Here is a 26,832-nt window from a genome sequence, read left to right as displayed (position 1 = left end):
CCGTTGCCGACACCACCCGCCTTCTCCAACGCCCAGAAGGCCAAGCGCGACTACGGTGCCCGTCTCGGTGAGATCCGGAAAGCTGCCGGGCTCACCGGACGGGCACTCGCCACGTCGTGCGGGTGGCACGAGTCCAAGGTGTCGCGGATCGAGAACGGCAGGACCTCTCCGTCCAGCGACGACGTGCGGAGCTGGGCTGAGATCTGCGGTGCGGTCAAGCAACTGCCCGACTTGCTCGCGTCCCTCGAGGCGATCGAGGGGATGTTCGTCGAATGGCGCCGGATGGAACGCACCGGGCTGAAGCGGGCACAGCAGGCGGTACTTCCGTTGTGGGAACGCACCCGGCGATTCCGCACCTACTCCCCCTGGCTGATCCCCGGTGCGGTGCAGACCGAGAGCTACACGCGAGCCGTCCTTCGCGGAACGTCCGCACGCCGTGGGTTGCCGGACGACGTCGAGGCCGCTGTCGCCGTCCGCAAGGACCGCCTGCGCCTGCTGCACGAAGGTGACCGGACGTTCGCCGTACTGATCGAGGAATCGGTCCTGCGCAACGTGATCGGTGGCCCTGATGTGATGGCCGGCCAACTCGGCCACCTGCTGACCGTCAGCGAATTGCCGTCGGTGTCTTTGGGGATACTGCCGCTGGGCCTCGACCGGACGGGAATGCCACCAGTCGAGGACTTCTGGATCTTCGACGACAGCCAAGTGAACGTGGAGCTGATCTCCGGATACCTGACCATCACCCAGCCCGGCGAACTGGCGATGTACGCCGACGCGTTCCGCCGGCTGGCTGATCTCGCCGTCGTCGGAGCCCCGGCCCGGCGACTGATCACTGCCGCGATAGACACTCTCGAATAGTTCGTGCAAGTCCGTGCAAGTTGCTCGCACCGTCCGGCTTTACGCTTCTACCGTCACAGCATGGCGACCGACATGGAGCAGCGTGCAGGGGTCGAGTGGACTGGGCGTCCCGACGGTGAAGCGGATGAGACGCCGCGGATCCACGTCGCCCAGCGAGTCAGCCACTACGACTACGGACGCGGCACTGTCGTGCTCTTCCACGGAACAGTGCTGCAGGTGCTTTGGGACAAGCCGCTGCTCGAGGGCACACTCTCGCGGCTGCTGGACCACGACGCCTCGTTCGCCCGGCAACTGACGCCGCTGATCACCGATCCCGACGGGCGGGAGATCCCGGCTCCATAGACCGGCGGGGCGCGCGTGTGACGGTGAGACCGCGTCCGCCCCGCCTTCCAGTTCCCGGCGCCAGTCCATGACCGGAGGGCGGTCGATCAGGGTCCAGGTGAGAATGGTCCGGTGGACAGAATCCCGGGACTCGTGCTGACCGATCACACCTTCACCGTGCCGTTGGATCACAGCCGGCCGGACGGGCCGGCGATCGAGGTGTTCGCGCGGGAGGCTGTGGCGCCGGCGAAGGTGGGGGCCGACCTGCCTTGGCTGGTGTATTTGCAGGGTGGGCCGGGTGGGGCGTCGCCGCGGCCGACGAGTGGGAGCGGGTGGCTCGAGCGGGCTACGCGTGACTACCGGGTTCTGCTGCTCGATCAGCGGGGGACGGGGCGCAGTACGCCGGTCACGCGGCGTACGGCGGAGTCGATGGGGGCCGAGGAGCTCGCGGCGTACCTGAAGCACTTTCGGGCCGATTCGATCGTGGCCGACGCCGAATTGATCCGGGCGCAGCTCAGTCCGGGGAAACCGTGGTCGACGCTCGGGCAGTCGTACGGTGGGTTCATCACGCTGACTTATCTCTCGAAGGCGCCCGAGGGGTTGAAGGCCTGTTACGTGACCGGGGGCCTGGCCGGGATCGACGCGACCGCGGACGACGTGTACCGGCGCACGTACCCGCGCGCGAAGGCGAAGACGCTGCGCTACTACAAGCTCTTCCCGCAAGACGTCGCGAAGGTGCGGCGGATCGCCGACCACCTGATCGCTACCGAGGTCAAGCTGCCGAACGGCGACCGGCTCACCGTCGAGCGCTTCCAGACCCTCGGCTTCGGGCTCGGCATGGGTGAGTCGGCCGAGTCGCTGCACTGGCTGATCGACGAGGCCTGGGACGGCGACGAACTGTCCGACGCGTTCCTGTACGGCGTGATGAACCGGACCGACCACACGCTCGCCCCGCTGTTCGTCGTACTGCACGAGTCGATCTACGGCCAGGACGACCGCGCGACCGACTGGGCCGCCGCCCGGGCGATGCCGGCCGAGTTCGCGGTCTCCGCGGAGCCGTTCCTGTTCACCGGCGAGATGATCTTTCCCTGGATGGTGCGCGACCTCGAGGGCTTGCGCCCGTTCGCCGAGGCCGCCGATTTGCTCGCCGCAGCCACCGACTGGACCCCGCTGTACGACGCCGACCGCCTCGCCGCGAACCGCGTCCCGGTCGCGGCGGTGATCTACCACGACGACATGTACGTCGACGCGAACCTGTCGCTGGAGACGGCGTCCCGGGTCGGCAACGTCGCCACCTGGGTCACCAACGAGTACGAGCACGACGGCGGCCGGGCCTCCGGCGGCGCGGTGCTCGACCGCCTAATCAAGCTGGCGAACGACCTGCCCCCGGTCTGACCGATGCCCGAACGCCTCTCCCCTCGCCTGACCGCCATCGTCGACGCCCTGCCGCTCGCGCCCGGCCTGCGCGTCCTCGAGATCGGCTGTGGTCCCGGCGCCGCGGCCCGCGAGGTCGCCCGCCGCGTCGGCGCCGCCGGTCACGTGCTGGCCATCGACCGCTCCGCCAAGGCGATCGCCCAAGCCTCGACCGATTCGCTGCCCAACCTGACCTTCCGGCAGTCAGCCGTGGAGACCTTCCGGCTGGAGCCCGGCGAAGCGCCGTACGACGTGGCCTTCGCGGTCCGGGTCGGCGCCCTCGACGGCCGCCATCCCGACCTCGAAGCCCAGGCCCTGCAGGCCATCGCCGCGGCCCTCACTCCCGAGGGGCGTCTCTACGTCGACGGCGAACTCAGAACTCTGCCTCGATCCACTCCCGGGCAGCCCTGATCGTCGGCCGCGCGTCGAAGACCCAGCTCTCGGCCGAGCCGACTCTCCCGCTGACTCCGGCACCCGCCGCCACAGCCTGTCGCGCGAGATTCTCGACCGCGCTCTCCACCTTGTAGGGCAGCGCGCCGTAGAACGTGTCGAGCGTGGTGTAGTCACGCCAGACGTCACCGTCGGCGGTCCGTACGGGCATGCGATAGCTGTGATACCGCTTGCCCTCGACCGCCGCGATCGCCTCCGCGTGGTGACAGAGCGTCAGCGTCCTCAAAGGGGCCCCGAGCAACAACACCTTGCCGCCGGCATCGGTCAGCCGCCCCAGCGTGCCGTCTCGCCCCCAGGGATCGGCGGCATCCGCGGTCAGTTCGCCGGCCCGGCGGCCTAGCGCCGCGAAGCTCACCTCCGGATGGCCGCTGCGCACCGCGCCCGGCCAGGTCCGCAGTCGCTCCGGAAACCGTCCGAAGTCCCGCCGGGCCGACGCGACCGCCGGATCGAATCCCGGCAGTTCGCCGTACGCCGTCTGCCAGCGGCGCGGCCAGAACGCAACGTGGTACGGGCTGTCGTCCCAGCCACAGAAAGCGACCAGCGTGCCGTCGGTGCCGACCGCGTCGCCTAGCGCCCGCACGACGGTGTCGATCCCGCCGACCACCCAGCCCAGCGCCGACAACCGCACATGCACCATCAGTACGTCGCCGGCCTCGACACCCAACCCCGCGACTCCTCGCGCGATCTGGCCGCGCGTCACCGGCGAGAACTCGGTGTCCGTCAGCAACTCAGCCCCAGGAAACGCCATACTCCAGCATCACGCGTCCAGGCTTCCGCCGCCTCAGGTTTGCATGATCATGCAGAACCCTGCATACTTATTCCATGTCCAAGGTGATCTCCTCTCTGCCCGTCGGCGAACGCGTCGGCATCGCCTTCTCCGGAGGGCTCGACACGTCGGTCGCGGTCGCCTGGATGCGCGACAAGGGCGCCGTGCCGTGCACCTACACCGCCGACATCGGGCAGTACGACGAGCCCGACATCGCCTCGGTCCCCGGTCGTGCGCAGGCGTACGGCGCGGAGATCGCCCGGCTGGTCGACTGCCGGGCCGCGCTGGTCGAGGAAGGGCTGGCCGCGCTGACCTGCGGCGCGTTCCACATCCGCTCCGGCGGCCGGGCGTACTTCAACACCACGCCGCTCGGCCGGGCCGTGACCGGCACGCTGCTGGTCCGGGCGATGCTCGAGGACGACGTCCAGATCTGGGGCGACGGCTCGACCTTCAAGGGCAACGACATCGAGCGGTTCTACCGCTACGGCCTGCTCGCCAACCCGAACCTGCGGATCTACAAGCCGTGGCTCGACGCGGCGTTCGTCGGCGAGCTCGGCGGCCGCAAGGAGATGAGCGAGTGGCTGCTCGCCCACGACCTGCCGTACCGGGACAGCACCGAGAAGGCCTACTCCACCGACGCCAACATCTGGGGCGCCACCCACGAGGCGAAGACCTTGGAGCACCTCGACACCGGGATCGAGACCGTGGTGCCGATCATGGGTGTAGCGTTCTGGGACCCCGACGTCGAGATCCCGACCGAGGACGTCACGATCGGCTTCGAGCGGGGCCGGCCGGTGACGATCAACGGCAAGGAGTTCGGCTCCGCGGTCGACCTGGTGATGGAGGCGAACGCGATCGGCGGCCGGCACGGGCTGGGCATGTCCGACCAGATCGAGAACCGGATCATCGAGGCGAAGAGCCGCGGCATCTACGAGGCGCCGGGCATGGCGCTGCTGCACGCGGCGTACGAGCGGCTGGTGAACGCGATCCACAACGAGGACACCGTCGCGTCGTACCACAACGAGGGCCGGCGGCTGGGCCGGCTGATGTACGAGGGCCGCTGGCTCGACCCGCAGTCGCTCATGCTGCGCGAGTCCCTGCAGCGCTGGGTCGGCGCCGCGATCACCGGCGAGGTCACCCTGCGGCTGCGGCGCGGCGAGGACTACTCGATCCTCGACACCACCGGCCCGGCGTTCAGCTACCACCCCGACAAGCTGTCGATGGAGCGCACCGAGGACTCCGCCTTCGGCCCGCTGGACCGGATCGGCCAGCTGACCATGCGCAACCTCGACATCGCCGACTCCCGCGCCAAGCTCGAGCAGTACGCCGGCCTCGGCATGATCGGCACCGCCCACGCCGAACTGATCGGCACCGGCACCCCGCAACTGATCGGCGAAATGCCCGAAGGCGGCGCCGACCTGATCGCCTCCCGCGGCGAGGTCGACCCCGACGACGCCCTGCTCGACCGGGCAGCGATGGAGTCGGGCACCGACTGACGTCGTTCTCCTGAACAGCCCGGCCGCTTCGACAGCGCGCCGGGCGTTCGCACGTCCGAGGCCCGGCCGTTCTCCGAAGCGGCCGGGCTTGTCAGCGCGCCGCGAACAAGACTTCGGGCCCCCACTGCCAAGTGCCGCCGGGAAGACGGTCCACCGGGTCGAGTGCACTCCAGGTCGCCCTCGCAGGGACCAACGCCGCCATCCGCAGGGTGCCCTCTTCGTTGGCCAGTAAGGGAAAAGCCATGTAGCCGCCGGGCTTATCTAAGTCGACCTTCCCGCACGTCCACTGGTCACCGTCGACCGAGCACGGACCGGCGGCGGGGTAGTACAGCTGACCGGCGGGCCGTTTCAGGATGATCCACAGCGTTTCACCACGTTGAAGCCCAGTCACCGTGCCGGAGAACTCGACCACCCGCGAGCCCGATGCCCCCATCGCCGGAACGACGATCCGCGCGGTTTGCACCATCCGCCCAGACGCCGGTATCGGTGTGCGCTGGTCCGAGCCCCGATCGCGCAGCAGCAACACTCCGACAGTCAGCACGACAGCCGCAGCCACCAGCACGCCGACCGGACGCCGCGTCCGAGCCCACCCCGGCAACACTCGCACGACCATCCCCCTGAAGCCTGAACGTCCGAGCCCAGATCCTAAATCCGCCCGGTCTCATCGAGCGTCGGTCGCCGGAGCGATGGGGGTCGCAACTGCTCGGCCGACGCCTTCGCTTGATCAGCTCAACCGAACGGAGAGCCTCAACGCGCGACGGACCTCTTCCATCGCCCGCTCCGGAGGCCAGCTGGCCAGCTCGGGCCAGCTGTAGGTTCGCCGAAGTTCCTGCACCAGCCGGGTGCCGACCAGATACCCGATCCGGTCAGGGAACGGGGACTCACGGTTCAGATACAGATACCGCCCGGCAACGGCGTCGTCCTCGGACTCCAGGTCAGCCAGGATCGCCGCCTGCGCCGCGGGCAGGACGCGCAGGCATTCCGCCAGCCAATCGTCGTACCCGCCGCCGAACCAGAGATGTTCGGCCAACCCGTACTCCGGCATCAGCTCGGCGGTCAGCGCTGTCGCGAAACCCTCCGAGTAGATCCACTGCCCGAGCGGTCCGTCGTCGGACCAGGAGACCCCTGGCAGCGGCAACTGCACCGCGTGCGCCAACTCGTGCGCCGCCAGGATCCGCGGGGCCGCCGTCTCTGGGATCTGCTCGACGGCCAGGAACAGCGTCGGCCGGCCGCGGAACTCGCTGACCCAGCCGTTCGACGTACCGAGTCCGACCATCACCACGGCCTGCAGGTCGAGATGCGCTGCGTCCAGCACCGGTACGACGAGATCCGCCGCTTCTCCCACCCACCTGGTCGCGGCATCGGCGTTGGTCTCGATGACCTCGAGCACCGTTGGATAGAGGTCCAGCGCCTGTTGCGGATCAGGCGTGTGCCCACCCCTCCGCAAGTCCTCGACCACCTCGGGGTAAATCTCGACGTACTCGTGCCAGAGCGCGAGCTGCCGCTGGTCGTCCTGACCGGCTGCTTGCCGCCAGAACCGCAAGAACTCCGGCACCAGATTCCGCACGGTGATCGGCATCTGGCGATCGTAAGCAACAGACAGCTGCTCAGCCGACGCCGACGGTCTGGTGGGTAGGGGCGATGACGGCGACGACCCTTTCCTCGCCGCGGGGATAAGGCTCGCCGGCGTACTTGATTGCGAGCTGGTCGATGATCTCCCACGCGGCGTCGCCGTCGAGCCACTCGACGACCTCGCCGCGGATCACGACCGGCTCGAAGGGGTTCTCGACCGGCGCGATGGACAGCGCCAGGCGCGGGTCGCGGCGTAGGTTGCGGGCCTTGCGGTTGTTCGGGCCGGTGAACAGGACGACATGCTCGCCGCGAGTGCCGAACGTACACGGGAACGGAGTGCGGCGAACCGTCCGCGCAGACGGTGGCCAGGTGGGCGATCGACGTGCCTTCGAGGACGCTGCGTACGGCGGGGTCGAGCATGAAGGGCTCCTTCGATGGGAGTCAGCGGGGGTTCTTGCGGCGCCAGGCGACGTAGTCGGCGACGGCGGCTGCGGCGTCGAAACGCGGGCTGAAGCCGGTCTCCTCGGTCAGGCGGGTGATGTCGAGGTACGGCTTGTCGCCGGGATCGCTGTCGCGCTCGGGGCGTGGCGGCACTTGGGGGCCGGGAGTGATCGCCTCCAGGGCCGCGGTGAGGTCGCGGTTGGTCGATGGCCGGCCGGCCGAGACGTTGTAGGTGGTGTGGTGCAAGCTGTCCGCGGTCGCCAGCAGCGCGATCGCGCGGCCGGCGTCAGGGGCGTAGCAGGAGTCGCCGCCTTCGTCCGGGGACAGCGGGAGCGGGGTTTCGCCCCGCAGCACCGCGCTGACGTACGCCGGGATCGGGTTGAACGGCGACTCCGGATCCATCAGCGGACCCCAGATGCTCCCGATCCGGAGCAGCACCGGCTCGACGTCGCTGCCCTGCAGGGCGTGAGTCGTGATCGGCTCGACGGCCTTCTTGAACGCGATGATCAGGTGCGGCAGGTCCACCGTCGGCAGCGCCAGGTCCTCGTGCCAGGGAATCTCGCTGCGGCCGAGGTAGACACCGAGACTGCTCGCGACGGCGAACCGCCGCACACCCCACGCCCGCGCGGCGTCGAGCGCGTTGAGCAGCCCGGTCAGATCGGTCCGGAAGAAGTCGACCGGGTCGTCGCCCGGGATGCTCCCGGCCAGGTGAACGATGCCGGTGAGGTCATAAAGATTGCCTAGGGCAAGGAGAGCGTCGCGGTCGGTGGTGTCGAGCACCTCCACCGCGACCCGGCCGGCGAGAAACGACGGCACCTCCGTACGCCGGTACGCCGTGACGACAACCTCCTGCCCGAGGTCGAGCAGCGCGCGAGCGGTGTGGGCGCCGATCATGCCGAGCCCGCCGGTGACGAGGATCATCGGACCACCTCGTAGTGCAGGTGCGTCACGCCCGGGGCCGCGACGGCTTCCCGCAGGCGCAGGCTGACGTGCCGCGGAAGCTCCTGGAAGAAACGCCGCCCGCCGCCCAGCAGGATCGGCACCTGGTGCAGCACCACCTCATCGAGCAGACCGGCCGCCAACGCCGAGGTCACCACGCCACCACCCATCAGTACGACGTCCTTGTCGTCGGCCAGCTCGCGCGCCACGGCGATCGCGTCCTCGATCCCGGTCGTGACCAGCGTCTGCCGATCACTCATGCCCGGTACGCCCGGAGACGGCCGCTCGCCTTCGACTCTGGCGGTCCCGGCTGGTGTTGTCCCGCCCGACTCCGCTCAGGCCGACCCGACGGAACCAGCCGCCGGGATCCCGACTGCCGACTGCTCACCGCTACCAACCAGCGGCCGCTGACTCACCACCACCAACGGCGCGGTCGGATGCGGCGCACCACCGTCGATCCACCCCGAGTCGTCGTACGTGTTGCGCCCGGCAACACTCACCCCGACCCGCGACGCCAGCCCGTCGAACACCCGCGCACTCGGCTCGCTCAGCCGGAACCCGTCGAACTCCCGGCTCGGCGTGTCCCCGTCGAAGTACCAGTCGAACAGCATCGACCCGTCGCCCAGCCCCCGGCCGGGTCCCGGATCGCGCCCCGTGATGTACCCGTCGACCGACACCGACAGGGCGGTCAGCACCTTGCTCATCGCACTCCTCGTGGTTCAGATCGCCTGCGGAAACTCGAAGACCCGCTGCGGGTCGTACCACCGCTTGATTTCCTGGAGCCGGAAGAGGTTGCCCGCGTGGTACGCCGAGGCCCAGTCGTCCAGCGCGAGGTCGGGGAAGTTCGGGTAGACCCGCCCGGACCCGTCGACGTGCGCGGTATCCCAGGACCTGTCGACCCAGGACCCGGCGTCCCGGGACCCGCCGACCCAGGACCCGGCGTCCCGGTCCGTCACCTCGGCGATGTGTTCGAGCAGGAAGCGTTCGCCGCGATGCGCGAACGCCGTCGCGTCCTCCGCGACCCGGTTGTACTGCCCGCCCATCGCCGTGAACGCGATCTCCCGCCGCCCGGTGGTCCTCGGCTCGCCGAGCAGCGCCAGCAACGACTCGACAGTCTCGGCCCGCAGCGACCGCGCGAAGAACTCCGACCGCAACCGCACCGCCGGACCATCCAACGGATCAGCCAGCGGATCAGCCAGCGAATCCTTCAACGCGTTCCAAGGCACACCCACCCCCGCCACCGAAGCGAACTCCGGCAACACCTCGCGAGTCTCCTCAACACCCAGCATCGAAGCCCCGAAAACCGTCGCCCGCACACCGGACCCAGGCTCCGACACCAGCCGCAGATTCACAGTCACTTCGTCCGGCGCATCCGGCGCCCACTCCTGCCACGCCGACACCAGCTCCGCGGCATCCGGCCAGTACCCGTCGATCCGCGTCACCACCGGCTCCGGCACAGTCGCGAACCGCAACTCCGTCACGACCCCGAACTGCCCACCGCCCGCACCCCGAATTCCCCAGAACAACTCCGGCTCGTCCGCCTCCGAGCACTCCACCACGCGTCCGTCCGCCAGCACCACCTGTACGCCGACCAACCGGTCGCACGTCAGCCCGTACTTCCTCCCCAGCAGCCCGATCCCCCCGCCCAACGTGAGCCCGGCAATTCCGACCGTCGGCCCACACCCCGCCGGCACCGTCCGCCCGGCCTCGTGCAACGAGCTGTACACCGACCTCAGCCGAGCCCCCGCCCCGATCGTGGCGATCCCGTCCGCCACCGAAATCCGGTCCAGCCCCGACAGCTCCAGCACGACCCCATCCGTCGATGACCGCCCCGCGAAGCAATGCCCACCGCCACGCGCCACGACCCGATCCCCCGACTCAGCGGCATACCTCAGCCCAGCCACCACGTCGGACACCGATCGGCACAACACCACCACCCGCGGCCGCACCGCGGCGTACGCGACCTGCACCGGCCGCCGCACCGCGTCGTACGCCGCGGAGCCGGGCGTCACCGCGATGCCGTCGAGCGAGTCCAGTCCGGTCACGCTCCCGAACCTAGGCTCCGCGCGCCAGCTCCGTCTTGAACAAATCGAGCACCGGACGACGGCCCGCAAGGAACGGCCGGTACGACGCCGAGTGGTCGTGCCCGCACAGGCATCGATCGACCGTGCCGCCGAGCAGCTGACTCGGAGTCAACCCGGTCAGGCGCAGGCACTCCCGGCTGAGATGCGCCTGATCGGCGTACCCGACGTCGATCGCCAGCCCCGCCATACCGTCGGCTCCGCGTCGCCCGGTCGCCGTCGCTCCGGCCTGCGCCAGCGCGAGGAACCCCTGGAACCGCAACGTCCGCTGCAGCACCTTCGGAGTCACGCCGACCGACTGCAGACACCGGCGCCGCAACTGACTGGGCGACAAGGCCAAATGGCCGGCCAAGGCATCGATGGGGAGCGGGTTCCACGGCATCAGCGCCCGCACGGCCTCGCCCACGAGCGGGTCCGCACCACCCTGGAACTCCCGCTGGAGCTGGCCTTGCAGGATCAGCAGCGCGCGTTCCGGCGTACCGGCCAGGGCCATCGTCTCCACCAGGCGGTCGACCAGGCTGCCCCACAGCTCGGTCAGCTCCAGCCGCTGATCGACCAGGTCGTCGAGCATCGCCGAAAGCGGCGGCGCCGTCCCCGGCAGGAACCGCACGCCGACGATCGTGGTGTGCGCCGGAATGACCTCGACCTGCGGTCCGGTCAGCGGCCCGACCAGCTGCGGCCGTCCGCCGATCGGGAAATGCAGCTCGACCCCACCGGTCGGCAGGTGCCGTTGCACGTACGCCGCGTCGCCGGTGCGCTGGATCCACACCGTCCGCACGACGCGCGCCAGCTCCGGCAGCGGCGGGCGTTCGACGTACGACTCCACACCGGCCATGCTGGCACCGAAGCGGGCCACCGGTCCGGCGTCAAGACCTCAGCGCAGGCCCCGCGCACCGCACGGTGGCGGCGTCCTGCGGGTCCGGGGACGTTCCCGCGACCACGACGTCCGCCCGTTCCCACGGTCGATCGCGCTCGAGGAACGGAATCTCCGCGGCCAGCCACTCGTGCCAGAAGTCGATCGACGCTTGCGCATCACCGTTGACGCCCGAGGCGATGTCCCGGTCGATCCCCCGCTTCTCGGCCTCGTCGAAGTCCGACTGCACCCACACCAGTACGTCGATCAGCCCGGCCAGCTCCCGCCGTCCGGCTCCCACTCCCTCGACGACCACCACCGAGGTGTCCGCCGGCACCTCGATCGCCCCCGGCCGTCCACGCTCCTCCCAAGCGGGCGGCCGATACGCCACCGCCTCGCCCCGCCGTACCGGCTCCAGCACACCGTGCGCGAGCAACTCGCTCCACCCGAACATCGGCGCATGCCACGCGACGTCATCCCCATGAACCACCACGGCCCCTGGCACCGCCGCGGACAGCCGGCCGGCCAAGGTGGACTTCCCACTCCCGCTGCGCCCGTCCACCGCCACCACGCGGGGCCGCGCGCTCATCACCGCATCCGCGAACTCCCCCAACGAGACGGTCTTCCACTGCTCCACCACCGGTTCACCGGGCCCAGTCCGCATGACCCCATGATGTCTGCATGGATCCCCTGCAGACCACTCGACAGCTCGCGGCCGATTCCTTCCCGGAGGCGGTCTGGGTCATCCTGTCCGGCAGCGTTCTCACCTCGGCGCGGACACCGGGCTCCGACCTCGACGTCGTCGTCCTCCTGCCCGACGGAGCTGCCGGCGCTCCTCGACGCGAGTCGCTCCGGTACGACGGCTGGCCGGTCGAGCTGTTCGTCCACGACCGGGCCAGCCTCGCGCACTACTTGGCGAAGGAATTGCCCGGCCGACGGCCGGTGCTGCACCGGATGGTTGCCCTCGGCACCGTCGCGGTCGGGGACGCCGCCGACACCCAGGCGGTCGCGCGCCGGACTCTCCAGGCGGGCCCGGCGCCGCTCGGCCAAGCCGAGCAGGACACCATCCGCTACGCCCTGACCGACCTGCTCGACGACCTCGCCCACGCGCCCGACGACGAGCAGGCGGTCGTCGCGACGTACATCTGGCTCCGGACCGCCGAAGCGACCCTGAACTTCCGCGACCACTGGATCGGCAACGGCAAGTGGCTGCTCCGGGAGCTGCGCGATCTCGACCCCGCGTACGCCGACCGCTGGCTCGCGGCGCGCACCAGCACGCCGGCGATCCGCGACCTGGCCGAGGAGGCGCTGACGCTTGCCGGTGGCCCGCTTTTCGCCGGACACCGAGTCGCCGGCGAGCGCGGCTGAGCCCGGTTCGGCGGTGCTAGTCTGACCGGATCATGGCCGATTCCGCCGTTCCGGACTACGAGCTCGAGGAGACGATCGAGCTCACCACGGCCGAGCAGGTGCGGGCGATCAGCGACCCGCTGCGGACCACGATCCTCGGCCTGCTGCACGAGCGCGCCGCGACCGTCAGCGAGCTGGCCGCCGCGGTCAAGCGGCCGAAGAGCACCGTCGCGCATCACGTGAAGGTGCTGACCGACGCCGGCATCCTGCGCGTCGTCCGGACCCGCCGGGTGCGCGCGATCGACGAGCGGTACTACGGCCGCGCGGCCCGGATGTTTTTTGTCGGCCTCGGCCGCCGGGTCGACGGTGTCGAGCTGCCGCCGGACTTCAACGACTTCGAGGTCGCGGCGCAGGAGTCGACCGGCGCGTACGACGCCGGCCAGCTGCGCTCGTTCATCCGGCACGCGCGGATCCCCGACGAGCGGGTGGCCGAGTTCTGGGACCGCGTCGAGCAGCTCGTGCACGAATTCGACACGCTGCCCCGCTCCGGCGACACGACGTACGGCTTCGTCACCGGCGTCTACCCGATCCACGACTACCCGGCCCTGCCGCCGAAGAAGGACTAGTAGCGCAGGTCGCTCTGCAGCAGCGGCGGGTAGACCGTCGAGGTCTCGCCGTCGACCGTCGTCCCGGCGAACTGCAGCATCGCCCGCTGCGCACCGTGCATCGGCGCCGGGTAGTTGAGCGTCGGCGCCGACACCTCGTCGAGCCGTCGCACCTGTTCCTCGCTCAACGACACCTCGAGCGCGACGAGGTTGCTCTCCAGATGCTCGACCCGCCGAGCGCCGACGATCGGTACGACGGTCCCCTGCCGGGCGCGCAGCCAGGCCAGCGCCACCGCCGCCGAGGACGTCCCGAGCTCGTCCGCCACCGCCGCGACCTCGTCGATCACCGCGTACTCGGCCTCGCTCGGCCCACCGACGTACGCCGCCCGCACCGAGTCCACCACATCAGTCCCGCGCCGGTACTTGCCGGACAGGAAACCGTTCTTGAGCGGGCTCCACGGCACCAGCGCCATCCCCTGGTCGAGCGCGAGCGGCGCCAGCTCACCTTCGACGGTCCGCGCCAGCAGCGAGTACTCGACCTGCAGCGCGATCAGCGGCGTCCAGCCCTTCAGCAGCGCGGTGGTCTGGGCCTGCGCCGTGACCCACGCCGGCGTGTTCGAGAAGCCGACGTACCGGATCTTGCCCGCTCGGACGAGATCGTCGAGCGTGCGCAGCGTCTCCTCGATCGGCGTGTGCCGGTCCCAATTGTGCAACCAGTACACATCCAGATAGTCCGTCTGCAGCCGGCGCAGCGACTGCTCCAACTGCGCGACGATCGAGCCGCGCCCCGCGCCGCCGCCGTTCGGGTCGCCCGGCCACAGATTGCCGAAGAACTTCGACGCCAGCACCACGTGCTCGCGCTGCCCGGGCCGGGCCGCGAAGTAGTCGCCGAGGATCTTCTCCGAGTGCCCGTTGGTGTAGAAGTTGGCCGTGTCGACGAAGTTGCCACCGCGATCGAGGTAGGTCGCGAGGATCTTCTCCGACTCCTCGACGCTGCAGCCCGCGCCGCCGGCGTCCTCGCCGAAGGTCATCGCGCCGAGCGCGAACGGGCTGACCCGCAGCCCGGACCGGCCGAGGGTGACGTACTGGTCGAGTCCCATGAGGTGCTCCAAACGGTGTCGGAATCTGGTAGCTCCATCCCATCGCGGGCACCCTGTCGGCGGGTAGACCGATCCGCTTCGGCTCTTGCCTATTCCTCTCAACCAGGATCAGATCAGGTTGCTCGGCCGGTGGGGTCGTGCTTGGCTGGACAGGTGCAACGAGACCTGCTGCTGACCGAGCTTCGCGAGCGCATCGCGAGACACGCCCGCCCCGACCTGCGGACCGCAATCGACGGCCTGACGCTGTCGAAGGTCGAGTCCTCGGCGCCGGACTACTCGCTCACCGAACCGCTGCTGGTCGTGATGGCCCAGGGCGGCAAGCGCCTCCTGCTCGGCGATCAGATCTTCGACTACCGGGCCGGCGACCTGTTCGTCGTCACGACCGACCTTCCGGTGTCCGGCCACTTCGTCGAGGCGAGCCCGCAGACACCCGCCCTCGGCATGGCGATCACACTGCGCCCGGACGCGATCGCACCCTTGCTGCTCCAGGCCCCGCCAGTACGCCGCACCGCCGCGGGCGCGCCGGCCATCGCGACCGGCCCGGCCGACCCCGAGATCCTCGACGCCGCCGCTCGGCTGCTGCGACTGCTCGATTCGCCGTCCGACGCGCCCGTGCTCGCCCCGCTGATCGAGCGCGAGCTGCTCTGGCGGCTGCTCACCGGCCCGCACGGCGACGTGATCCGCCAGATCGGCCTCGCCGACAGCAGCCTGACGCACGTCAACCGGGCGATCCGCTGGATCCGCGACAACTACGCCGAACCGCTGCGCGTCGCCGACCTGGCGAGCCTGGCCGGGATGAGCCCGGCGGCCTTCCACCGGCACTTCCGCGCGATCACGGCGCTGAGCCCGCTGCAGTTCCAGAAACGCATCCGGCTCCAGGAAGCGCGCTCGTTGCTCGCGGCCCATCCGCGCGACATCGCCGGGGTCGGGCACCTGGTCGGGTACGACAGCCCGTCGCAGTTCAACCGCGAGTACCGCCGCCTCTTCGGTACGCCACCCGGCCAGGACGCCGCTCGCCTGCGCGCCGGCTAGCTCGTCGCGCTGGTGTAGCGACGAAGTCCTCTGCGCCAGATCACCCACGCCGCCGTACTGGTGCCTGCGGCAACGATCAGCGCGGCGGGGACCGCGACGAAGCTGCCGTCGCGGAGCGCGTCGACCGGCACGGTGGCGAGCAGCGCGACCGGTACGACGTACGTGAGCACCGACTGCAACGTGGAGCGGTAGACCTGCACGGGGTAGCGCCCGAACTGCCACACCGCGTCGTACAGGATGTCCAGGTTGAGCCCGAGCGCCCAGAACACCACCGACGCCAGCGCGATCCGCGTCGCCCACATCGTCACGGTCGCCGCGACGACCAGGATCAACCAGCTCGCCACGCCGGCGACGCTCAGCGCGACGTCGGCCTGGACGATCCCGGCGGCGGTGATGCCGATGCCGATGCCAACTTGCACGAGGGCGGCCGGCGTACAGGTTCCGAGACTGGCGAGGAACATGCTCGGCGCCGGTTGCAGCAGGATCGCGTCGAACCGGCCGCTTTTCACCTGGTCGCCGAACCACTGCAGATTCGGCTCGACGAACGCGGTGCGCAGGCCGGAGACGAGCTGGAACGTGCCGAGCAACGCGATCGCCTCCCCCGGCGCCCAGCCGCCGAGCGTGTCCGTGCGCGTGTAGACGACGCCCAGCGCGGCGACCGCCGCACCGGCGCCGACGAGGGTCATCACCAGTTCGAACAGCAGGTCGGCCCGGAAGGCCAGTGACCGCCGCAACGACATCGAGAACAGCGCCCCGAACAGTTTCAGCACCATCGTCATCCTCCGAAAGCCGTGAATCGGCGAACCGCGCGACGCCAGACCAGGACGGCGATCAGCCCGGTCACGGCCAGCCAGCCGAGCTGGACCGCGTAGACCTCGAGCACGTCGTCGATGTTGCCGGCGGCAATTTCGGCCGGTGCCCCGAGCATCGACCAGAACGGCAGCACAGCCCCCGCCGCCCGGAACGGTTCAGGCAGGAAGGTCAACGGCGCCGCTGTCCCACCGAGCAGGAAGATCAGCGTCTCCCCCATCGCGACCGCGCCGTGCGCCCGTTGCGTCCAGACCGCGGTCAGGGCCAGCGTGTAGGTGAACACGAATCTCAGCCCGGCCGCGAGCACGATCGCCGGCAGTGCGAGCAGCAGATCGACACCGGTCAAGGAGATGTCCGCCAGCAGGGCGACCGCGACGATGACCGGGGCTCCGAACATCACGTGCCAGAAGCGCAACGCCAGGTTGGTGCCGAGCAGGTCCAGCACGACCGGCCGCGGTTTGACCAGCTCGACGGCGAAGTCGCCGCCGTAGATGTCGCTCGCCAGCGTGTGGTGCTCGTAGGAGACCGTCATCAGCTGCACGGCGAGCAGCACCACGTAGTACGTCGTGATGCCGGTGTCGCCAGGGACGGCCGCCGACCAGACGAACAACCCCAGCAGCGGCGTCACGGTCCGCGCGGCGACCAGCGTGATCACGAACGACCGGAAGCTCCACCACTGCACCGAACTGCGCCAGATCGCCATCCCCAGCAGCAGCGATGTACGCCGTACCGCGATCGTCATGAGGGGATCCCGTCGCGGTAGAAGCGGTCCATCACGACGTCGAGCGACGGGTCCTCGACAGCGAGATCGACGACCGGCACCTGGGCCAGCAGCGCACCGGTGACGGCCGGCACTTCGTCCCGGCGGACGCGCAGTACGACCTTGCCTTCCTCGCTGTGCTCGACCTCGCCGAACCGCTGCCACTCGGTCACCGCGGGATCGGCGACCGACACCTTGAGCAACTTGTACGGCGACAGCGTCGTCGTCAGCGCGTCGAGCCCACCGTCGTACCGGATGCGGCTCTTGTCGATCAGGATCACTCGCTTGCAGAGGGTCTCGACGTCGGCCATGTAGTGGCTGGTCAACAGGATCGTGGCGCCGGTGCGGGCGGCGTACTCGGCGACAAAGCGGCGGAGCGCACCCGCGGCCAGGACGTCGAGACCGAGCGTCGGCTCGTCGAGGAACAGGACCTTCGGGCGGTAGAGCAGGGCCAGGGCGAGTCCGGCGCGCATCCGCTCGCCGAGGCTCAGCGCGCGAACCTGCCGTTGCAGGAGGTCGCCGATGTCGAGCAGTTCGACCAGCTCGTCGAGTGTCCGGTCGTCACGCGGTACGGCGTACAGGACGCGCTGGTACCGCATCGAGTCCATCACGGTCAGCTCCGCCGGACCGCCGATCGGCTGACTGCCGCGAATCAGCGCGATCCGCCGCAGGTAGTCGGCCTTGCGGTGCCACGGGACGAAGCCGAGCACCTCGACGTCTCCCGCGGTCGGGTGCAGGATGCCGGACAGGATCTTCATCGTGGTCGTCTTGCCGGCGCCGTTGGGCCCGATGAACCCGACCACCTCGCCGGCCGCGAGCTCGAACGAGAGGTCGGTGACCGCCTCGACCGTCCGGTACTCCCGCCGCGCCACCGAGCGCAGAGCGGCACGCAACCCGGCCTCGCGAACCGGTGCTCGAAACGTCATCGTCAGGCCGTCGACACGGACGGGCGGTGCTCCAGCTGCCATGAATCTCAACCTAGAACTGTGATGCAAGATTTGAGACTTGGCCGCCGAGGCGCTGCGCTGCTTCAGCCGTGGCACCCTTCAGCCTTGGTCGAAGGTTTTCCTGGAGTGCTGAAAGCGATGTGAAAGCGGCCTGGTGTGTACTGGGGCGATGATCAGGCTCTACATGTCGATGTCCCTGGACGGTTTCGTGACCGGCCCGGACGACCGCGCGGGACAAGAGCTCGGCCGGGGCGGCGGGCGGCTGTTCAACTGGCTCGACGAACGGATGGGTACGGGCGTCGACGGCCAGGTGTACGCCGAGGCGATGGCGACCGGCGCGGTGATCGCCGGGCGCCGGACGTTCGAGCTGGCCGGGCAGTGGAACGGCGACCACCACAACGGTGTACCGATCTGCATCCTGACCCGGCAGGTCGACCTCGATCCGCCACCTGGCAGCGCTCGCTACTACAACGACGTCGCGGCCTGTGCCGCCGACGCCCGCGCCGCGGCCGGAGATGGTGTGGCCATGGTCCACGGCGCCGGAGCGGCCCAGGCCCTGCTCGAAGCCGGTGAGCTGGACGAGCTGGAGATCCATCTGGTCCCGGTCCTGCTCGGAGCCGGCCGTCGCCTCTTCGACGGCCAGTACGTCGAACTGGAGCCGCTTCGCCAACTCCAGGGCAGCGACGCGACCCACCTGCGCTACCGGGTGCTCGGCAGCTGACGAAGGGTCCGCACTGGTGAGACGACGGCCAGCATCAGGCCGACCAGCATCCCGAGACTGCTGATCACCAGTGCGGCCCGGAGGTCCAGCAGCGTGCCGACGAGTCCACCGGCGAGAGCGCCGGCGGTCTGGCCGCCGATCACCAAGGTGCGCCAGGCGGCCGTCGTACGGCCGAGCAGGTGGTCGGGCACCAGCGTCTGCCGGAGCGCACGCTGCGGTACGCCGTACAGGGGCATGCCGAGTCCGGTCATCACCTGCCCGACGAAGACCAACGGCCACCAGGCCACGGCCAACGCGAAGCCGGCGCACGCCGCGATCAGCTGGCCGGTCAGGTAGGCCGGTCCCATCCCGAGCTTGTTGCTGTACGCCGGTGCGATGAGCGTGCCGAGTACGGAGGAAACGCCGAGGGTGGTGATCGCGACGCCAACCTCTACTGGCGACCAGTGCAGCTCGCGCACGAGGTAGAGCACCACCAACGGCCCTTGCATCGCGCCCGCCACCGCCGCCACGGTCGCCGAGCGTGTCAGCCCAGCGAGCACCGGATCGCCGAACAGTTCTTTGAGCCCTGTCATCAGGTCGAACCTCGGCCGGGCGGGTTCGGTTGTCTCCCGCGGCGGTTCCTTGATCAGGAACGAAGCCACCGCCGACCCGACGTAGGACATCGCGTCCACCGCGATCGCGACCGGCGCGCTGAGGAGCTGGATCAACAACCCTGCCGCCGAAGGCCCAGCCGTCGAAGCCAGCGTCTGACTCAACATCGACGCACTGTTGGCCTCCGCCAGTTCCTCCCGCTTCACCAGCGCCGGCAACAAGGCCAACGACGCCGTGTCGGAGACCACCGTCAACGCGCCGGTCAGCACCGCGACGACGTACAGATGCGGCATCCGCAGCTCACCAGTTGCCGCCAGCAACGGAATCGCGCCCAGCAACCCCGCCCGCCCCACGTCGGCCACCACCATGAACCGTCGCCGACTCCCCCGATCCACCCACACCCCAGCCGGCAACCCGAACACCAGATGCGGCACCACCGCAAGCGCCGCCAGCACGCCCATCTCCGCCGCCGAGGCCCCCAGCCCCACCACCGCCACCAACGGCAACGCCACCCCCGTCACGGCCGTCCCCGCCGCCGAGACCCCTTGCCCCACCCACAACTTGAAGAACTCCGGATTGCCGCCCACCACGCGCCATCGCATCCCCGAACCCTCGCGTCCGAGCGACGCTCTCCACCACCCTGGTTCACCCCCAGCGAACCGTTTTCGCCGTCGGCGGAACGTCGCTGAGGTCGGTCGGTGAAAGGAGTCGGTCAGCGAGAGCCCGCCTACAGCATGTGATCGCCCCCCCCCTTCCGACGGCGACTTCGAAAGTTGAGCACTGCCGGGCAGATCGCTACCGCCGTTGTCGCAGCCGCTGACCACCACTCCGCTCTCAGGACACCGTGCGCCGATCTCGGTTACCCGCGCCCATCCATGGGTACCGCCGCCGGAATCATTCCGACGAAGGAGACTCCGATGGCCCGCAACACTCTGGCTCGCTCGATGCACGACGTTGGCCTCGCCGCTTGGTTCGGCGGCACGCTCGCGAACGCGGTCGCCTTGAACGCCGCGGCTTCGCAGGCCGACAACCCCAACAAGACCGGTGCGGTGGCCAACGTGGGATGGGACCGCTGGACACCGGTCAACGCCGCCGCGATCGGCTCCCACCTGGTCGGCTCCGTGGTCCAGCTCGCCGACAACGCCCCGCGCGTCGCCGGCCAGCGCGGCGTCGGCTCGATGGTGATCGTGAAAACCGCCCTGACCGTGATCTCGCTCGGAGCTACGGCGTACAGCCGAGCCCTGGGCAAGAAGGTCTCCGCGCAAACCGACGTACCGGCGGAATCCGGTACGGAACCCGCCGCCACCACCCCGCCGGACGTCGCATCAGCCCAACGCCGACTAGCAGTCCTCCAGTGGGCAGTCCCCGCCGCCACTGGCGCCCTGGTGGTCGTCAGCGCCTTCGCCGGCGAACAACAACGAGCCAGCGAGGTCCACAAGGGCTTCCTCCGCCGCGCCCTGGGCTGACCCACCCAGTCCTGTAGCGGGCCTGGAAACAGGCCGCGCCTCCGACGAGGTGCAAGAGCCCGGTTAGTCTCCGGCGATGGACGAGCCGAGCGTGGTCGAGCGCAGGTGAGAGCCGGCGCGCGAGGGGATCCGGGGCGGCGGACTGTCGTGTCGCTGGGTGCACAGTTCTTCGCCAACGGTTTCATCTACGCCACCTTCGTCGCCCGCCTGTCGGAGGTCCGCGACCAAGCCGGCGTCTCCACCGCTGAGCTCGGTCTCACCCTCTCGGCGGGCAGCTTCGTCGCGCTCGTCGCCAGCTTCTTCACCGGATTCGCCGTACGACGAGCAGGCTCCCAGCGGATCCTGGTCGCCGGCGGGCTGTTCTACGCCACCGCCTTGGTGGGGATCGGCGCCTCGCGTTCCGGCGCGGTCTTGGTGGCGACACTGGTTCTGCTCGCGGCGTTCGACGTCTTCGTCGATGTCGCCATGAACCTGCAGGCCTCGATCATCAGTGCCCAGCGGCCACGGCCGGTCATGAGCCGCTTGCACGGCATCTGGAGCGTGGGCGCGCTGGCCGGCGGCGTGACCGCCGCCGGTGCTGCTCAGCTCGGCATTCCACTCGTCGCCCACTACTGCACCGTCGCGGGCATCGCCATCGTCGCGTTGCTGATCATCACCCCAGGCCTCTTGCGAGGAGATAAGCCTCATCCCCTGCAGCACCACCCGGCTGTTGGCAGCCGGACCAGACGCTGGGCGTTGCTCGGTGCTGCGGCGATCAGCCTCGCGATCGCGAACGCGATGGCCGAGACCCTCGAGATCGCGACCGGTGAGTGGGCAGGGCTGAGGGTCCGTGACGATCTCGGCGCCGACGCCGGGGTTGCCGCCGCGGTGTTCGCCGTCTTCACCATCGCGATGGCCTGCGGGCGACTTCTCGGAGACCACGCCGTCTCGAGCTTCGGTGCCGCGAGGACCGTACGCGGCGGATTGGCGATCGCCGTCGCAGGAGTCCTGCTGGCGACGTTGCCAGGCTCGATCGCCCTCGCACTGGCAGGCGTCGTGATGATCGGCCTTGGTATCTCGGTCCTGGCACCCCAACTCGCCGACGCAGCCGCTCGCGCACCAGGCCGGCCCGGCGGCGGGTTCACCGCTTTGTTCATCGGACACCGAGCCGCCGGCCTCTACACCCCCGCGGCCATCGGACTCCTCGCGGGCACCAGCGCACTGTCGGTCGGCTCGGCGATGGCGCTGATCATGATCCCCAGCGCGATCCTGCTCGCCGGCATCATCGGCCCCGTCCTCCGGCTCCCGCACGACTCGGAATCGCGATCCGTCCGGCCCCACAAACGAGTTGCGCGTCGCGCCGACAGACACCCAGATTGACCCGATGGACAAACGCACCCTCGACACCTGGCGCACGGACGGGTTCGTCGTACTGCCCGGCTATCTCTCGGACGAGGAGCTGGCGCCCGCTCTGAACGAGTTGGACACCATGTTCCCCACTCCGCAGGGATTCCACGACGGCACGGACTCCCGCCGGGCGCGTTACGTTCACCACGAATTCGACGGCGTCGATGTGTTCCCTTTCGCCAGTACGGAACTGAGCCTGCTGGCAGTCCACCGAGCTCGCCGAGAACCTCCTCGGCAACCCAGACCTTCGTTTGTACTCCGCCGAAGCGTGGGCGAAGTACACCGGCGCCACCAACTACGAACAGAACCTGCACCGCGACTATCTCAACCACAGTCCTGGTCCCGTCGACAGCAAATCGCTATCAACAGCTGGAGATGTTCGTCTTCCTGAGTGACGTGCCTGAAGACCTCGGTCCTCCCCACCTCGTCTCACGACGCCACACAGCCCATCTGCCGGCGAACCCGAACTTCTACCAACCCACCGGCGGCACCGGAGCCTTCGTTTCCGTCGACAGCCACGCCGACCTCTACGCGGTCGAACAATCCGCCGCCGGCCCACGCGGCACCATCATCGCCTTCAGCACTGACACTTTCCACCGTGGCACCGCCCTCACCCAACCACGCGGCGCCCGCTACTCGATGCAACTCACCTTCCGGCCATCGGACGCCGATTGGGGCCTCCGGCAAGGATGGGCCAGTCGCAGTCACACCCCGGAGTGGTACAAGTTCGTGCCCCGGGCAACACCACGCCAGCTCGAACTCTTCGGCTTCCCACCGCCGAAACATCCGTTCTGGACCCCGCAGACTCTCACCGGGATGGCGCAGCGCTACCCCGACCTCGACCTGACCCCGTGGCGTGCCGCGCGGCCTCAGCCGACCGTCAAACGCATGTCGTAATTCGGCACGTACTGTCCCCGAATCCAGTTCTGGTCATTCAACCGCTCGACCTCGAAGCCAAAACGCTCGAACGCGGGCCGGGCCGTCCGGCTCGCGTGAGTGTGCAGCTCGGACAACCCCAACTCGCGAGCCTTGGCAACAACCGTCTCGACCAGCGCCCGCGCCACACCACGACCGCCGGCATCCGAGTGCACGAACAGCATGTCGAGCAGCCCGTCGTCGGTGACGTCGCTGAACCCCACGACCCGCCCGTCGACGACCGCAACGAAGGTGTACGCCGCCGAGCGCCGTTCGTTCCACTCGACAAGATCGACCGACTCCGGCGCCCACGCGGCGATCTGCTCCACCGAGTAGTCCTTCGACGCCGTGTCCCGAATAGCCCGGAAGTACGCCTCCCAGGTCGCCGGGGCATCCTCGGACTCGTAGGCTCGCACGCTAACGCTCATAACCCTGCACGATACGCATGACCAACCTGGGAATCTCCCGCGTTCCAGGCGAACGCCCGTTCGTACTGGGTATTCCTCGCGCCCATGCTGACGGGCGAGGAGAACGACAAGCTCATATCGCTGTCCAAGCACCTGGGGCAGGACAGCTTCACCGACGCCGAAAACACGAGCAACTACAGAACGCTCACCCATCAGGAGGTACGGCGCGGTTCTCCACGAGACCGAGCCGGATTGCTTCGGCGGCGAGCTGGACACGGGTCCGCACGCCGAGCTTCTCGAAGATGTGGGTGACGTGAACGCTGGCAGTCTTCGGGCTCATGTAGAGCATCGCGCCGATTTCGCGATTTGTCCGTCCGGCCGCGACCAGCGTAAGCACCTGACGCTCACGCTCGGTCAACGGCGGGTGCGTACTGGTGGTGTCCGCGCGGTGCTCGGTCGCGGAGTCGTCGAGGTGAATCCCGGCAATCTTCGCCAGCTTCAGAATCTGGCCGAGCAGCGGCTCCGCGCCGAGCTGCTCGGCGATCCGTCGCGCCGCTTCGAGCTCACCGGTCGCCCTGCCTCGGGTGCCAGGGTGCTCGCGGTCAATCAGCAGCGCCTCGGCTGCCCGCAGTCGTGCTTGCGCCTCCCAGTACGGCCGGCCGAGTGACACCCACTCCTGTGCGGCGGTGAGCCACGGAGCCGGGTCGGGCGTGCCGCGGATCCGGGACCGTTCTCCCTCGACGATCGCGGCCAGCGCCGCGGCCTCGACCCCGCACACGGCGCGTCGAAGGAGCGTCACGAGTCGATCGAAGCCGTCGGGTGACTGCGACGCGACCGCTGCTTCGAGGCCGATCCGTAGCAGCCCTCCCGACACCAGTTCGTCGTCGGTGTCGTGGCTGAGTTCGGCGGCGTCCAGGGCAAGGGCCAGCGCCTCGTGAGGACGTTGCTGGAGCAGACGCAGCTGGGCCGTGACGGATGCATAGTCGCGCTTCATCATGGGCTGGTCGTCCACCGCGAACTGCTCTTGCCCCTGCATCAGCTCGACGGCCTTCGACAGCTCCCCTCGCTCCATGTGGATCAGCGCGAGCTGGGAGTCCTTGAAGGCCGGTCCGGCCGGTGGCCGACCTTTGTCGTCCCTGTCCAGCGCTTCATCCCACCGACCGGCGAGATAGAGCTCGAACACAGCATTGCTCTCGATGACGCCCTCTACCCAGTGCTCGTTGACCATCAGGCGCCGGAGCTCGGGCTGGATCATACTGGCGACCGCCAGGACGTTGTCGGTGTCGCCGCGCACGCCGTACGCGTAGGTCAGCTGCATTGCTGCCATGGCCAGATCTTCCGGCTCGGCGAGGTCGCGAGCGATCGTCAACGCGGCCTGCGCCTCGCCGACTGCGTCGTCGAGTCGGCCTTCGCTCACGGCGACCCAGCTCAGCGTCGCCCGGGCCTGTCCAACCGTGCGGATGTCATCGGCTCGGGTCGCGTGCTCCAGCGCCAGTCGGGCAGCCTCAGCGACCTCGGCCTGGCGGCCATAAGGATTGACCAGCACCGCGTGCGCGATGCTGACTCGACCGAGCACTCGGTCGTCTCCGGCCGGCACCAGACGCTGAGCTCGCTCGAGGTCCGCCATCGCGCCGGCGAGGTCATCGGTCAATGCGCGCAACCTCCCCCGCATCAGCAAGGCCTCAAGCAGTCCCACCTCGGCGCCGGACTCATCCACCGTCGCCTCGAGCAACGCGAGAGCCTCGGCATGCCGGCCGGCGCCGCTGAGCAGCGAGGCCGCCCGCTCGGCGAGCACGAGGCGATGCGTCGCCCGGTCATCGGCCAGGGCCGACGGTCTCCAGAGCGACGAAGCAACGGAGAACCAATAGCCGGCCTCCGCGAACGCGCAGTCCTTCTCGGCGGCACGGGCAGCCATCAAAGCCCAACCGAACGCCGTAGCTCGCTCGCCGGCGCGGTGGTACTGCTCAGCGACCTCGGCGATCATCGCTGCGGCGGCATCGCTGCGAACACGGCCCGCCAGCTGCTGTGCGAGCCGTGCGTGGAGTTCGCGGCGTTCGGGCGACAGCAGCTGGTCGTACGCGACCTCGGCGATCACCGGGTGCCGCGCGACGCAGCCGACCGCCGGATCGCGGATCACCAGACCGGAGTCACAGGCCTCTCGTACGGCGTCCGCGTCACCGTTCACCACCGCCAGCAGGTCATCATCGTCGAGAGCGCGGGCCAGCGTTCCGGTGGACGCGACAATCACCCGGGCCGGAGGCGAGAGTGCCTGCAGGCGCGCGAGCAACAGCTGACGCAACGAGGCCGGCACCGCCAAATCGCCGCCGGCCAGTTCGGCGTTCAGATAGGGGTTGCCCGCGCTGCGCTGGTAGATGGCAGCGATCATGTCCGCCGTACATCCGGGGTGAAGACCGCTCACCTGCTCCGAGGTCTCCCGAGTGGTCAGTCGGCGCAGCGGCAAATCGATCACGGCTGGGCAGCGAAGCAGCTCCGCCAGCCAGGTCAGGCGGTCGGGATGGGCCGTCTCGTCCCGCCAGGTCAGCAGGACCAGCAATCGCCACTCGGGCAGGTTACGGGTCACGTGGGCAAGGAAGTCGAGCGTGGACCAATCAGCCCAGTGCACGTCCTCGACCAGCAGGATCGTGCCTTGCGCCGAGTCGCTGTCGAGCACTCCCCTGAGGGTCTGCATCGACCAGGCTCGGGCCGCGGCTGCGGACGGGAACTCGCCGGATGCCGCAGGTTGGCTCAGTGCAGCAGTCACCGTGGTGCCGAGACCGCTGTAGGCGGTCGCACCGGACATCGGCGCACAGGCGCCGCGAAAGACCCGCACACCGCTACCGGCGTACTCGTCGAGAACCGACCGGACGAGCAGTGTCTTCCCGATGCCCGCCTCACCCCGAACGACCGCGGCCGCAGAACGCTCCGGCAGCTCCGCGATCACTCCGCGCAGTACCGCAACCTCGGCCTCGCGTCCGACCACCGAGCCGGCCATCCCCCCATCATGCGCCCCGATCGAGTGGGGTCATAGTGCGACGACGCCGCGATTGCCAGGCCTGGCCGTGCGGGCGCCGGCACCCTCAGCGACTAAGGCGCGGCCGCGGTTACATAAGGCGAACGACGGCCAATTCGAGCGCTCGTGCCCGATGCCGACAGCACTCCTCGTCCCGGACAGTCAATGGCATGTCCAACCCACGAAGGAGCGACATCCAATGGCCACCAGGACCATCACCAGAATCGCCGCCATCGCCGCAACCATCGGCATCGCCGGCCTGCCGCTGACCATCAGCGTGCCGGCCAGCGCCATCAACAAACACGAGTCCGGTGGGACGGCCTCCGCAGCACCAGTCCCCCTGCCCCCACACAACGACGGCAATCTCGAGCTGGCACAGCTCGGTGCGGGAACCCTCGCGGGGATCGCGATGGCCGGAGCCGCGTTCGCCGCATCTGCTCGGCTGCGCGGTCTCAAGCCGTTCAGTACGTCGACCACGGCGAAGCCTCCGATCGTGCACTGAGGGCGGAATCCGCCCCGATTGGCTCGCAGACCGGGGCGGCGAG

At 69.3% G+C, this 26,832-nt stretch carries 30 protein-coding genes and 1 pseudogene; 13 read left to right on the top strand and 18 right to left on the bottom strand.

What is annotated here, in order from left to right:
* Positions 1-3 precede the first annotated feature (3 nt).
* The 4 genes from ACQPXM_RS14535 to ACQPXM_RS14520 all read left to right on the top strand — a co-directional run bounded on the left by ACQPXM_RS14535 (position 4) and on the right by ACQPXM_RS14520 (position 3,003).
* Complete coding sequence (locus ACQPXM_RS14535; RefSeq protein WP_432948732.1) at positions 4-858, top strand: helix-turn-helix domain-containing protein; 855 nt, start codon at positions 4-6, stop codon at positions 856-858.
* 60 nt (positions 859-918) lie between these two features.
* Positions 919-1,200 (top strand): hypothetical protein, encoded by a 282-nt coding sequence (locus tag ACQPXM_RS14530; protein ID WP_432948730.1) that lies wholly within the window; start codon positions 919-921, stop codon positions 1,198-1,200.
* A 111-nt stretch (positions 1,201-1,311) separates the two neighbouring features.
* The gene (locus tag ACQPXM_RS14525) at positions 1,312-2,574 is read left to right on the top strand and encodes an alpha/beta fold hydrolase (protein ID WP_432948728.1); all 1,263 of its coding nucleotides are present in this window, start codon (positions 1,312-1,314) and stop codon (positions 2,572-2,574) included.
* Between the two features lie 3 nt (positions 2,575-2,577).
* Positions 2,578-3,003: a class I SAM-dependent methyltransferase gene (locus ACQPXM_RS14520; RefSeq protein WP_432948726.1), complete on the top strand. Its 426-nt coding sequence runs from the start codon at positions 2,578-2,580 to the stop codon at positions 3,001-3,003.
* On the opposite strand, the gene aac(3) is transcribed toward ACQPXM_RS14520, so the two are convergent.
* Complete coding sequence (gene aac(3), locus ACQPXM_RS14515; RefSeq protein WP_432948724.1) at positions 2,966-3,790, bottom strand: aminoglycoside 3-N-acetyltransferase; 825 nt, start codon at positions 3,788-3,790, stop codon at positions 2,966-2,968. The two genes, ACQPXM_RS14520 and aac(3), sit on opposite strands and share 38 nt — an antisense overlap.
* Before the next feature lie 74 nt (positions 3,791-3,864).
* On the opposite strand from aac(3), the gene argG reads away from it, so the two are divergent.
* The gene (gene argG / locus ACQPXM_RS14510; protein ID WP_077013225.1) at positions 3,865-5,304 is read left to right on the top strand and encodes an argininosuccinate synthase; all 1,440 of its coding nucleotides are present in this window, start codon (positions 3,865-3,867) and stop codon (positions 5,302-5,304) included.
* Between the two features lie 91 nt (positions 5,305-5,395).
* On the opposite strand, the gene ACQPXM_RS14505 is transcribed toward argG, so the two are convergent.
* The 10 genes and pseudogenes from ACQPXM_RS14505 to ACQPXM_RS14460 all read right to left on the bottom strand — a co-directional run bounded on the left by ACQPXM_RS14505 (position 5,396) and on the right by ACQPXM_RS14460 (position 11,854).
* A complete protein-coding gene (locus ACQPXM_RS14505; RefSeq protein ID WP_432948722.1) occupies positions 5,396-5,830 on the bottom strand; it encodes a hypothetical protein in 435 nt (144 codons plus the stop codon).
* Between the two features lie 198 nt (positions 5,831-6,028).
* Complete coding sequence (locus ACQPXM_RS14500) at positions 6,029-6,883, bottom strand: hypothetical protein (RefSeq protein WP_432948720.1); 855 nt, start codon at positions 6,881-6,883, stop codon at positions 6,029-6,031.
* 28 nt (positions 6,884-6,911) lie between these two features.
* Entirely contained in the window at positions 6,912-7,070 is a 159-nt protein-coding gene (locus ACQPXM_RS14495; protein WP_432948719.1) for a hypothetical protein, read from the bottom strand.
* 33 nt (positions 7,071-7,103) lie between these two features.
* Positions 7,104-7,169: pseudogene (locus ACQPXM_RS14490) on the bottom strand (PPOX class F420-dependent oxidoreductase); the annotation flags it as partial.
* A gap of 148 nt (positions 7,170-7,317) precedes the next feature.
* Positions 7,318-8,238, bottom strand: coding sequence for an NAD-dependent epimerase/dehydratase family protein (locus tag ACQPXM_RS14485; protein WP_432948717.1), 921 nt, complete (start codon positions 8,236-8,238; stop codon positions 7,318-7,320).
* Positions 8,235-8,516: a dihydrofolate reductase family protein gene (locus ACQPXM_RS14480; protein WP_432948715.1), complete on the bottom strand. Its 282-nt coding sequence runs from the start codon at positions 8,514-8,516 to the stop codon at positions 8,235-8,237. Before ACQPXM_RS14480 ends, ACQPXM_RS14485 begins: the two co-directional genes overlap by 4 nt.
* A gap of 75 nt (positions 8,517-8,591) precedes the next feature.
* Positions 8,592-8,960, bottom strand: coding sequence for a hypothetical protein (locus ACQPXM_RS14475; RefSeq protein ID WP_432948714.1), 369 nt, complete (start codon positions 8,958-8,960; stop codon positions 8,592-8,594).
* 15 nt (positions 8,961-8,975) lie between these two features.
* Positions 8,976-10,301: an FAD-binding oxidoreductase gene (locus ACQPXM_RS14470; protein ID WP_432948712.1), complete on the bottom strand. Its 1,326-nt coding sequence runs from the start codon at positions 10,299-10,301 to the stop codon at positions 8,976-8,978.
* Positions 10,302-10,311: 10 nt separating this feature from the next.
* Positions 10,312-11,172 carry a helix-turn-helix domain-containing protein gene (locus ACQPXM_RS14465; RefSeq protein WP_432948710.1) on the bottom strand — a complete coding sequence of 287 codons (861 nt, stop codon included), beginning with the start codon at positions 11,170-11,172 and terminating at the stop codon, positions 10,312-10,314.
* Positions 11,173-11,203: 31 nt separating this feature from the next.
* Positions 11,204-11,854 carry a uridine kinase family protein gene (locus tag ACQPXM_RS14460; RefSeq protein ID WP_432948708.1) on the bottom strand — a complete coding sequence of 217 codons (651 nt, stop codon included), beginning with the start codon at positions 11,852-11,854 and terminating at the stop codon, positions 11,204-11,206.
* A gap of 17 nt (positions 11,855-11,871) precedes the next feature.
* Between ACQPXM_RS14460 and ACQPXM_RS14455 the strand changes: the two genes are divergently transcribed.
* The gene (locus tag ACQPXM_RS14455; RefSeq protein ID WP_432948706.1) at positions 11,872-12,558 is read left to right on the top strand and encodes a nucleotidyltransferase domain-containing protein; all 687 of its coding nucleotides are present in this window, start codon (positions 11,872-11,874) and stop codon (positions 12,556-12,558) included.
* Positions 12,559-12,590: 32 nt separating this feature from the next.
* Positions 12,591-13,163: an ArsR/SmtB family transcription factor gene (locus ACQPXM_RS14450; protein WP_432948704.1), complete on the top strand. Its 573-nt coding sequence runs from the start codon at positions 12,591-12,593 to the stop codon at positions 13,161-13,163.
* On the opposite strand, the gene ACQPXM_RS14445 is transcribed toward ACQPXM_RS14450, so the two are convergent.
* Complete coding sequence (locus ACQPXM_RS14445; RefSeq protein ID WP_432948702.1) at positions 13,160-14,242, bottom strand: aldo/keto reductase; 1,083 nt, start codon at positions 14,240-14,242, stop codon at positions 13,160-13,162. The genes ACQPXM_RS14450 and ACQPXM_RS14445 overlap by 4 nt on opposite strands.
* A gap of 153 nt (positions 14,243-14,395) precedes the next feature.
* On the opposite strand from ACQPXM_RS14445, the gene ACQPXM_RS14440 reads away from it, so the two are divergent.
* Positions 14,396-15,274: an AraC family transcriptional regulator gene (locus ACQPXM_RS14440; protein WP_432948700.1), complete on the top strand. Its 879-nt coding sequence runs from the start codon at positions 14,396-14,398 to the stop codon at positions 15,272-15,274.
* Here ACQPXM_RS14440 and ACQPXM_RS14435 read toward each other — a convergent pair.
* The 3 genes from ACQPXM_RS14435 to ACQPXM_RS14425 are packed head-to-tail and all read right to left on the bottom strand — an operon-like array spanning position 15,271 to position 17,812.
* Positions 15,271-16,047, bottom strand: a complete 777-nt coding sequence (locus tag ACQPXM_RS14435; RefSeq protein WP_432948698.1) for an ABC transporter permease — start codon at positions 16,045-16,047, stop codon at positions 15,271-15,273. The genes ACQPXM_RS14440 and ACQPXM_RS14435 overlap by 4 nt on opposite strands.
* 2 nt (positions 16,048-16,049) lie before the next feature.
* A complete protein-coding gene (locus tag ACQPXM_RS14430; protein ID WP_432948696.1) occupies positions 16,050-16,826 on the bottom strand; it encodes an ABC-2 family transporter protein in 777 nt (258 codons plus the stop codon).
* Positions 16,823-17,812, bottom strand: coding sequence for an ABC transporter ATP-binding protein (locus tag ACQPXM_RS14425; RefSeq protein ID WP_432948694.1), 990 nt, complete (start codon positions 17,810-17,812; stop codon positions 16,823-16,825). The genes ACQPXM_RS14430 and ACQPXM_RS14425 overlap by 4 nt, the downstream gene beginning before the upstream one ends.
* A gap of 148 nt (positions 17,813-17,960) precedes the next feature.
* Between ACQPXM_RS14425 and ACQPXM_RS14420 the strand changes: the two genes are divergently transcribed.
* Positions 17,961-18,512 carry a dihydrofolate reductase family protein gene (locus ACQPXM_RS14420; RefSeq protein ID WP_432948692.1) on the top strand — a complete coding sequence of 184 codons (552 nt, stop codon included), beginning with the start codon at positions 17,961-17,963 and terminating at the stop codon, positions 18,510-18,512.
* On the opposite strand, the gene ACQPXM_RS14415 is transcribed toward ACQPXM_RS14420, so the two are convergent.
* Positions 18,491-19,705, bottom strand: coding sequence for an MFS transporter (locus tag ACQPXM_RS14415; RefSeq protein WP_432948690.1), 1,215 nt, complete (start codon positions 19,703-19,705; stop codon positions 18,491-18,493). The genes ACQPXM_RS14420 and ACQPXM_RS14415 overlap by 22 nt on opposite strands.
* Before the next feature lie 315 nt (positions 19,706-20,020).
* Here ACQPXM_RS14415 and ACQPXM_RS14410 point away from each other — a divergent pair, with 315 nt between their 5' ends.
* From ACQPXM_RS14410 to ACQPXM_RS14400, 3 genes are all read left to right on the top strand, one after another.
* Positions 20,021-20,569, top strand: coding sequence for a hypothetical protein (locus tag ACQPXM_RS14410; protein ID WP_432948688.1), 549 nt, complete (start codon positions 20,021-20,023; stop codon positions 20,567-20,569).
* Positions 20,570-20,716: 147 nt separating this feature from the next.
* Positions 20,717-21,928 carry an MFS transporter gene (locus tag ACQPXM_RS14405; RefSeq protein WP_432948686.1) on the top strand — a complete coding sequence of 404 codons (1,212 nt, stop codon included), beginning with the start codon at positions 20,717-20,719 and terminating at the stop codon, positions 21,926-21,928.
* Between the two features lie 402 nt (positions 21,929-22,330).
* On the top strand, positions 22,331-22,852 hold the full coding sequence (locus tag ACQPXM_RS14400; protein ID WP_432948684.1) for a hypothetical protein: 522 nt from the start codon (positions 22,331-22,333) through the stop codon (positions 22,850-22,852).
* On the opposite strand, the gene ACQPXM_RS14395 is transcribed toward ACQPXM_RS14400, so the two are convergent.
* Together ACQPXM_RS14395 and ACQPXM_RS14390 are read right to left on the bottom strand one after the other, a co-directional pair.
* Positions 22,825-23,199, bottom strand: coding sequence for a GNAT family N-acetyltransferase (locus ACQPXM_RS14395; protein WP_432948682.1), 375 nt, complete (start codon positions 23,197-23,199; stop codon positions 22,825-22,827). The genes ACQPXM_RS14400 and ACQPXM_RS14395 overlap by 28 nt on opposite strands.
* A 283-nt stretch (positions 23,200-23,482) precedes the next feature.
* Positions 23,483-26,269 carry a LuxR C-terminal-related transcriptional regulator gene (locus ACQPXM_RS14390; RefSeq protein WP_432948680.1) on the bottom strand — a complete coding sequence of 929 codons (2,787 nt, stop codon included), beginning with the start codon at positions 26,267-26,269 and terminating at the stop codon, positions 23,483-23,485.
* A gap of 217 nt (positions 26,270-26,486) precedes the next feature.
* Between ACQPXM_RS14390 and ACQPXM_RS14385 the strand changes: the two genes are divergently transcribed.
* Positions 26,487-26,789: a hypothetical protein gene (locus tag ACQPXM_RS14385; protein ID WP_432948678.1), complete on the top strand. Its 303-nt coding sequence runs from the start codon at positions 26,487-26,489 to the stop codon at positions 26,787-26,789.
* The last annotated feature ends 43 nt before the right edge of the window (positions 26,790-26,832 follow it).

It is taken from the genome of Kribbella sp. CA-253562 (genome assembly GCF_050942265.1).
GTDB lineage: Bacteria > Actinomycetota > Actinomycetes > Propionibacteriales > Kribbellaceae > Kribbella.
Note: the sequence above shows the minus strand (reverse complement) of the source record. Positions and strands in the feature narration are given on the sequence as shown.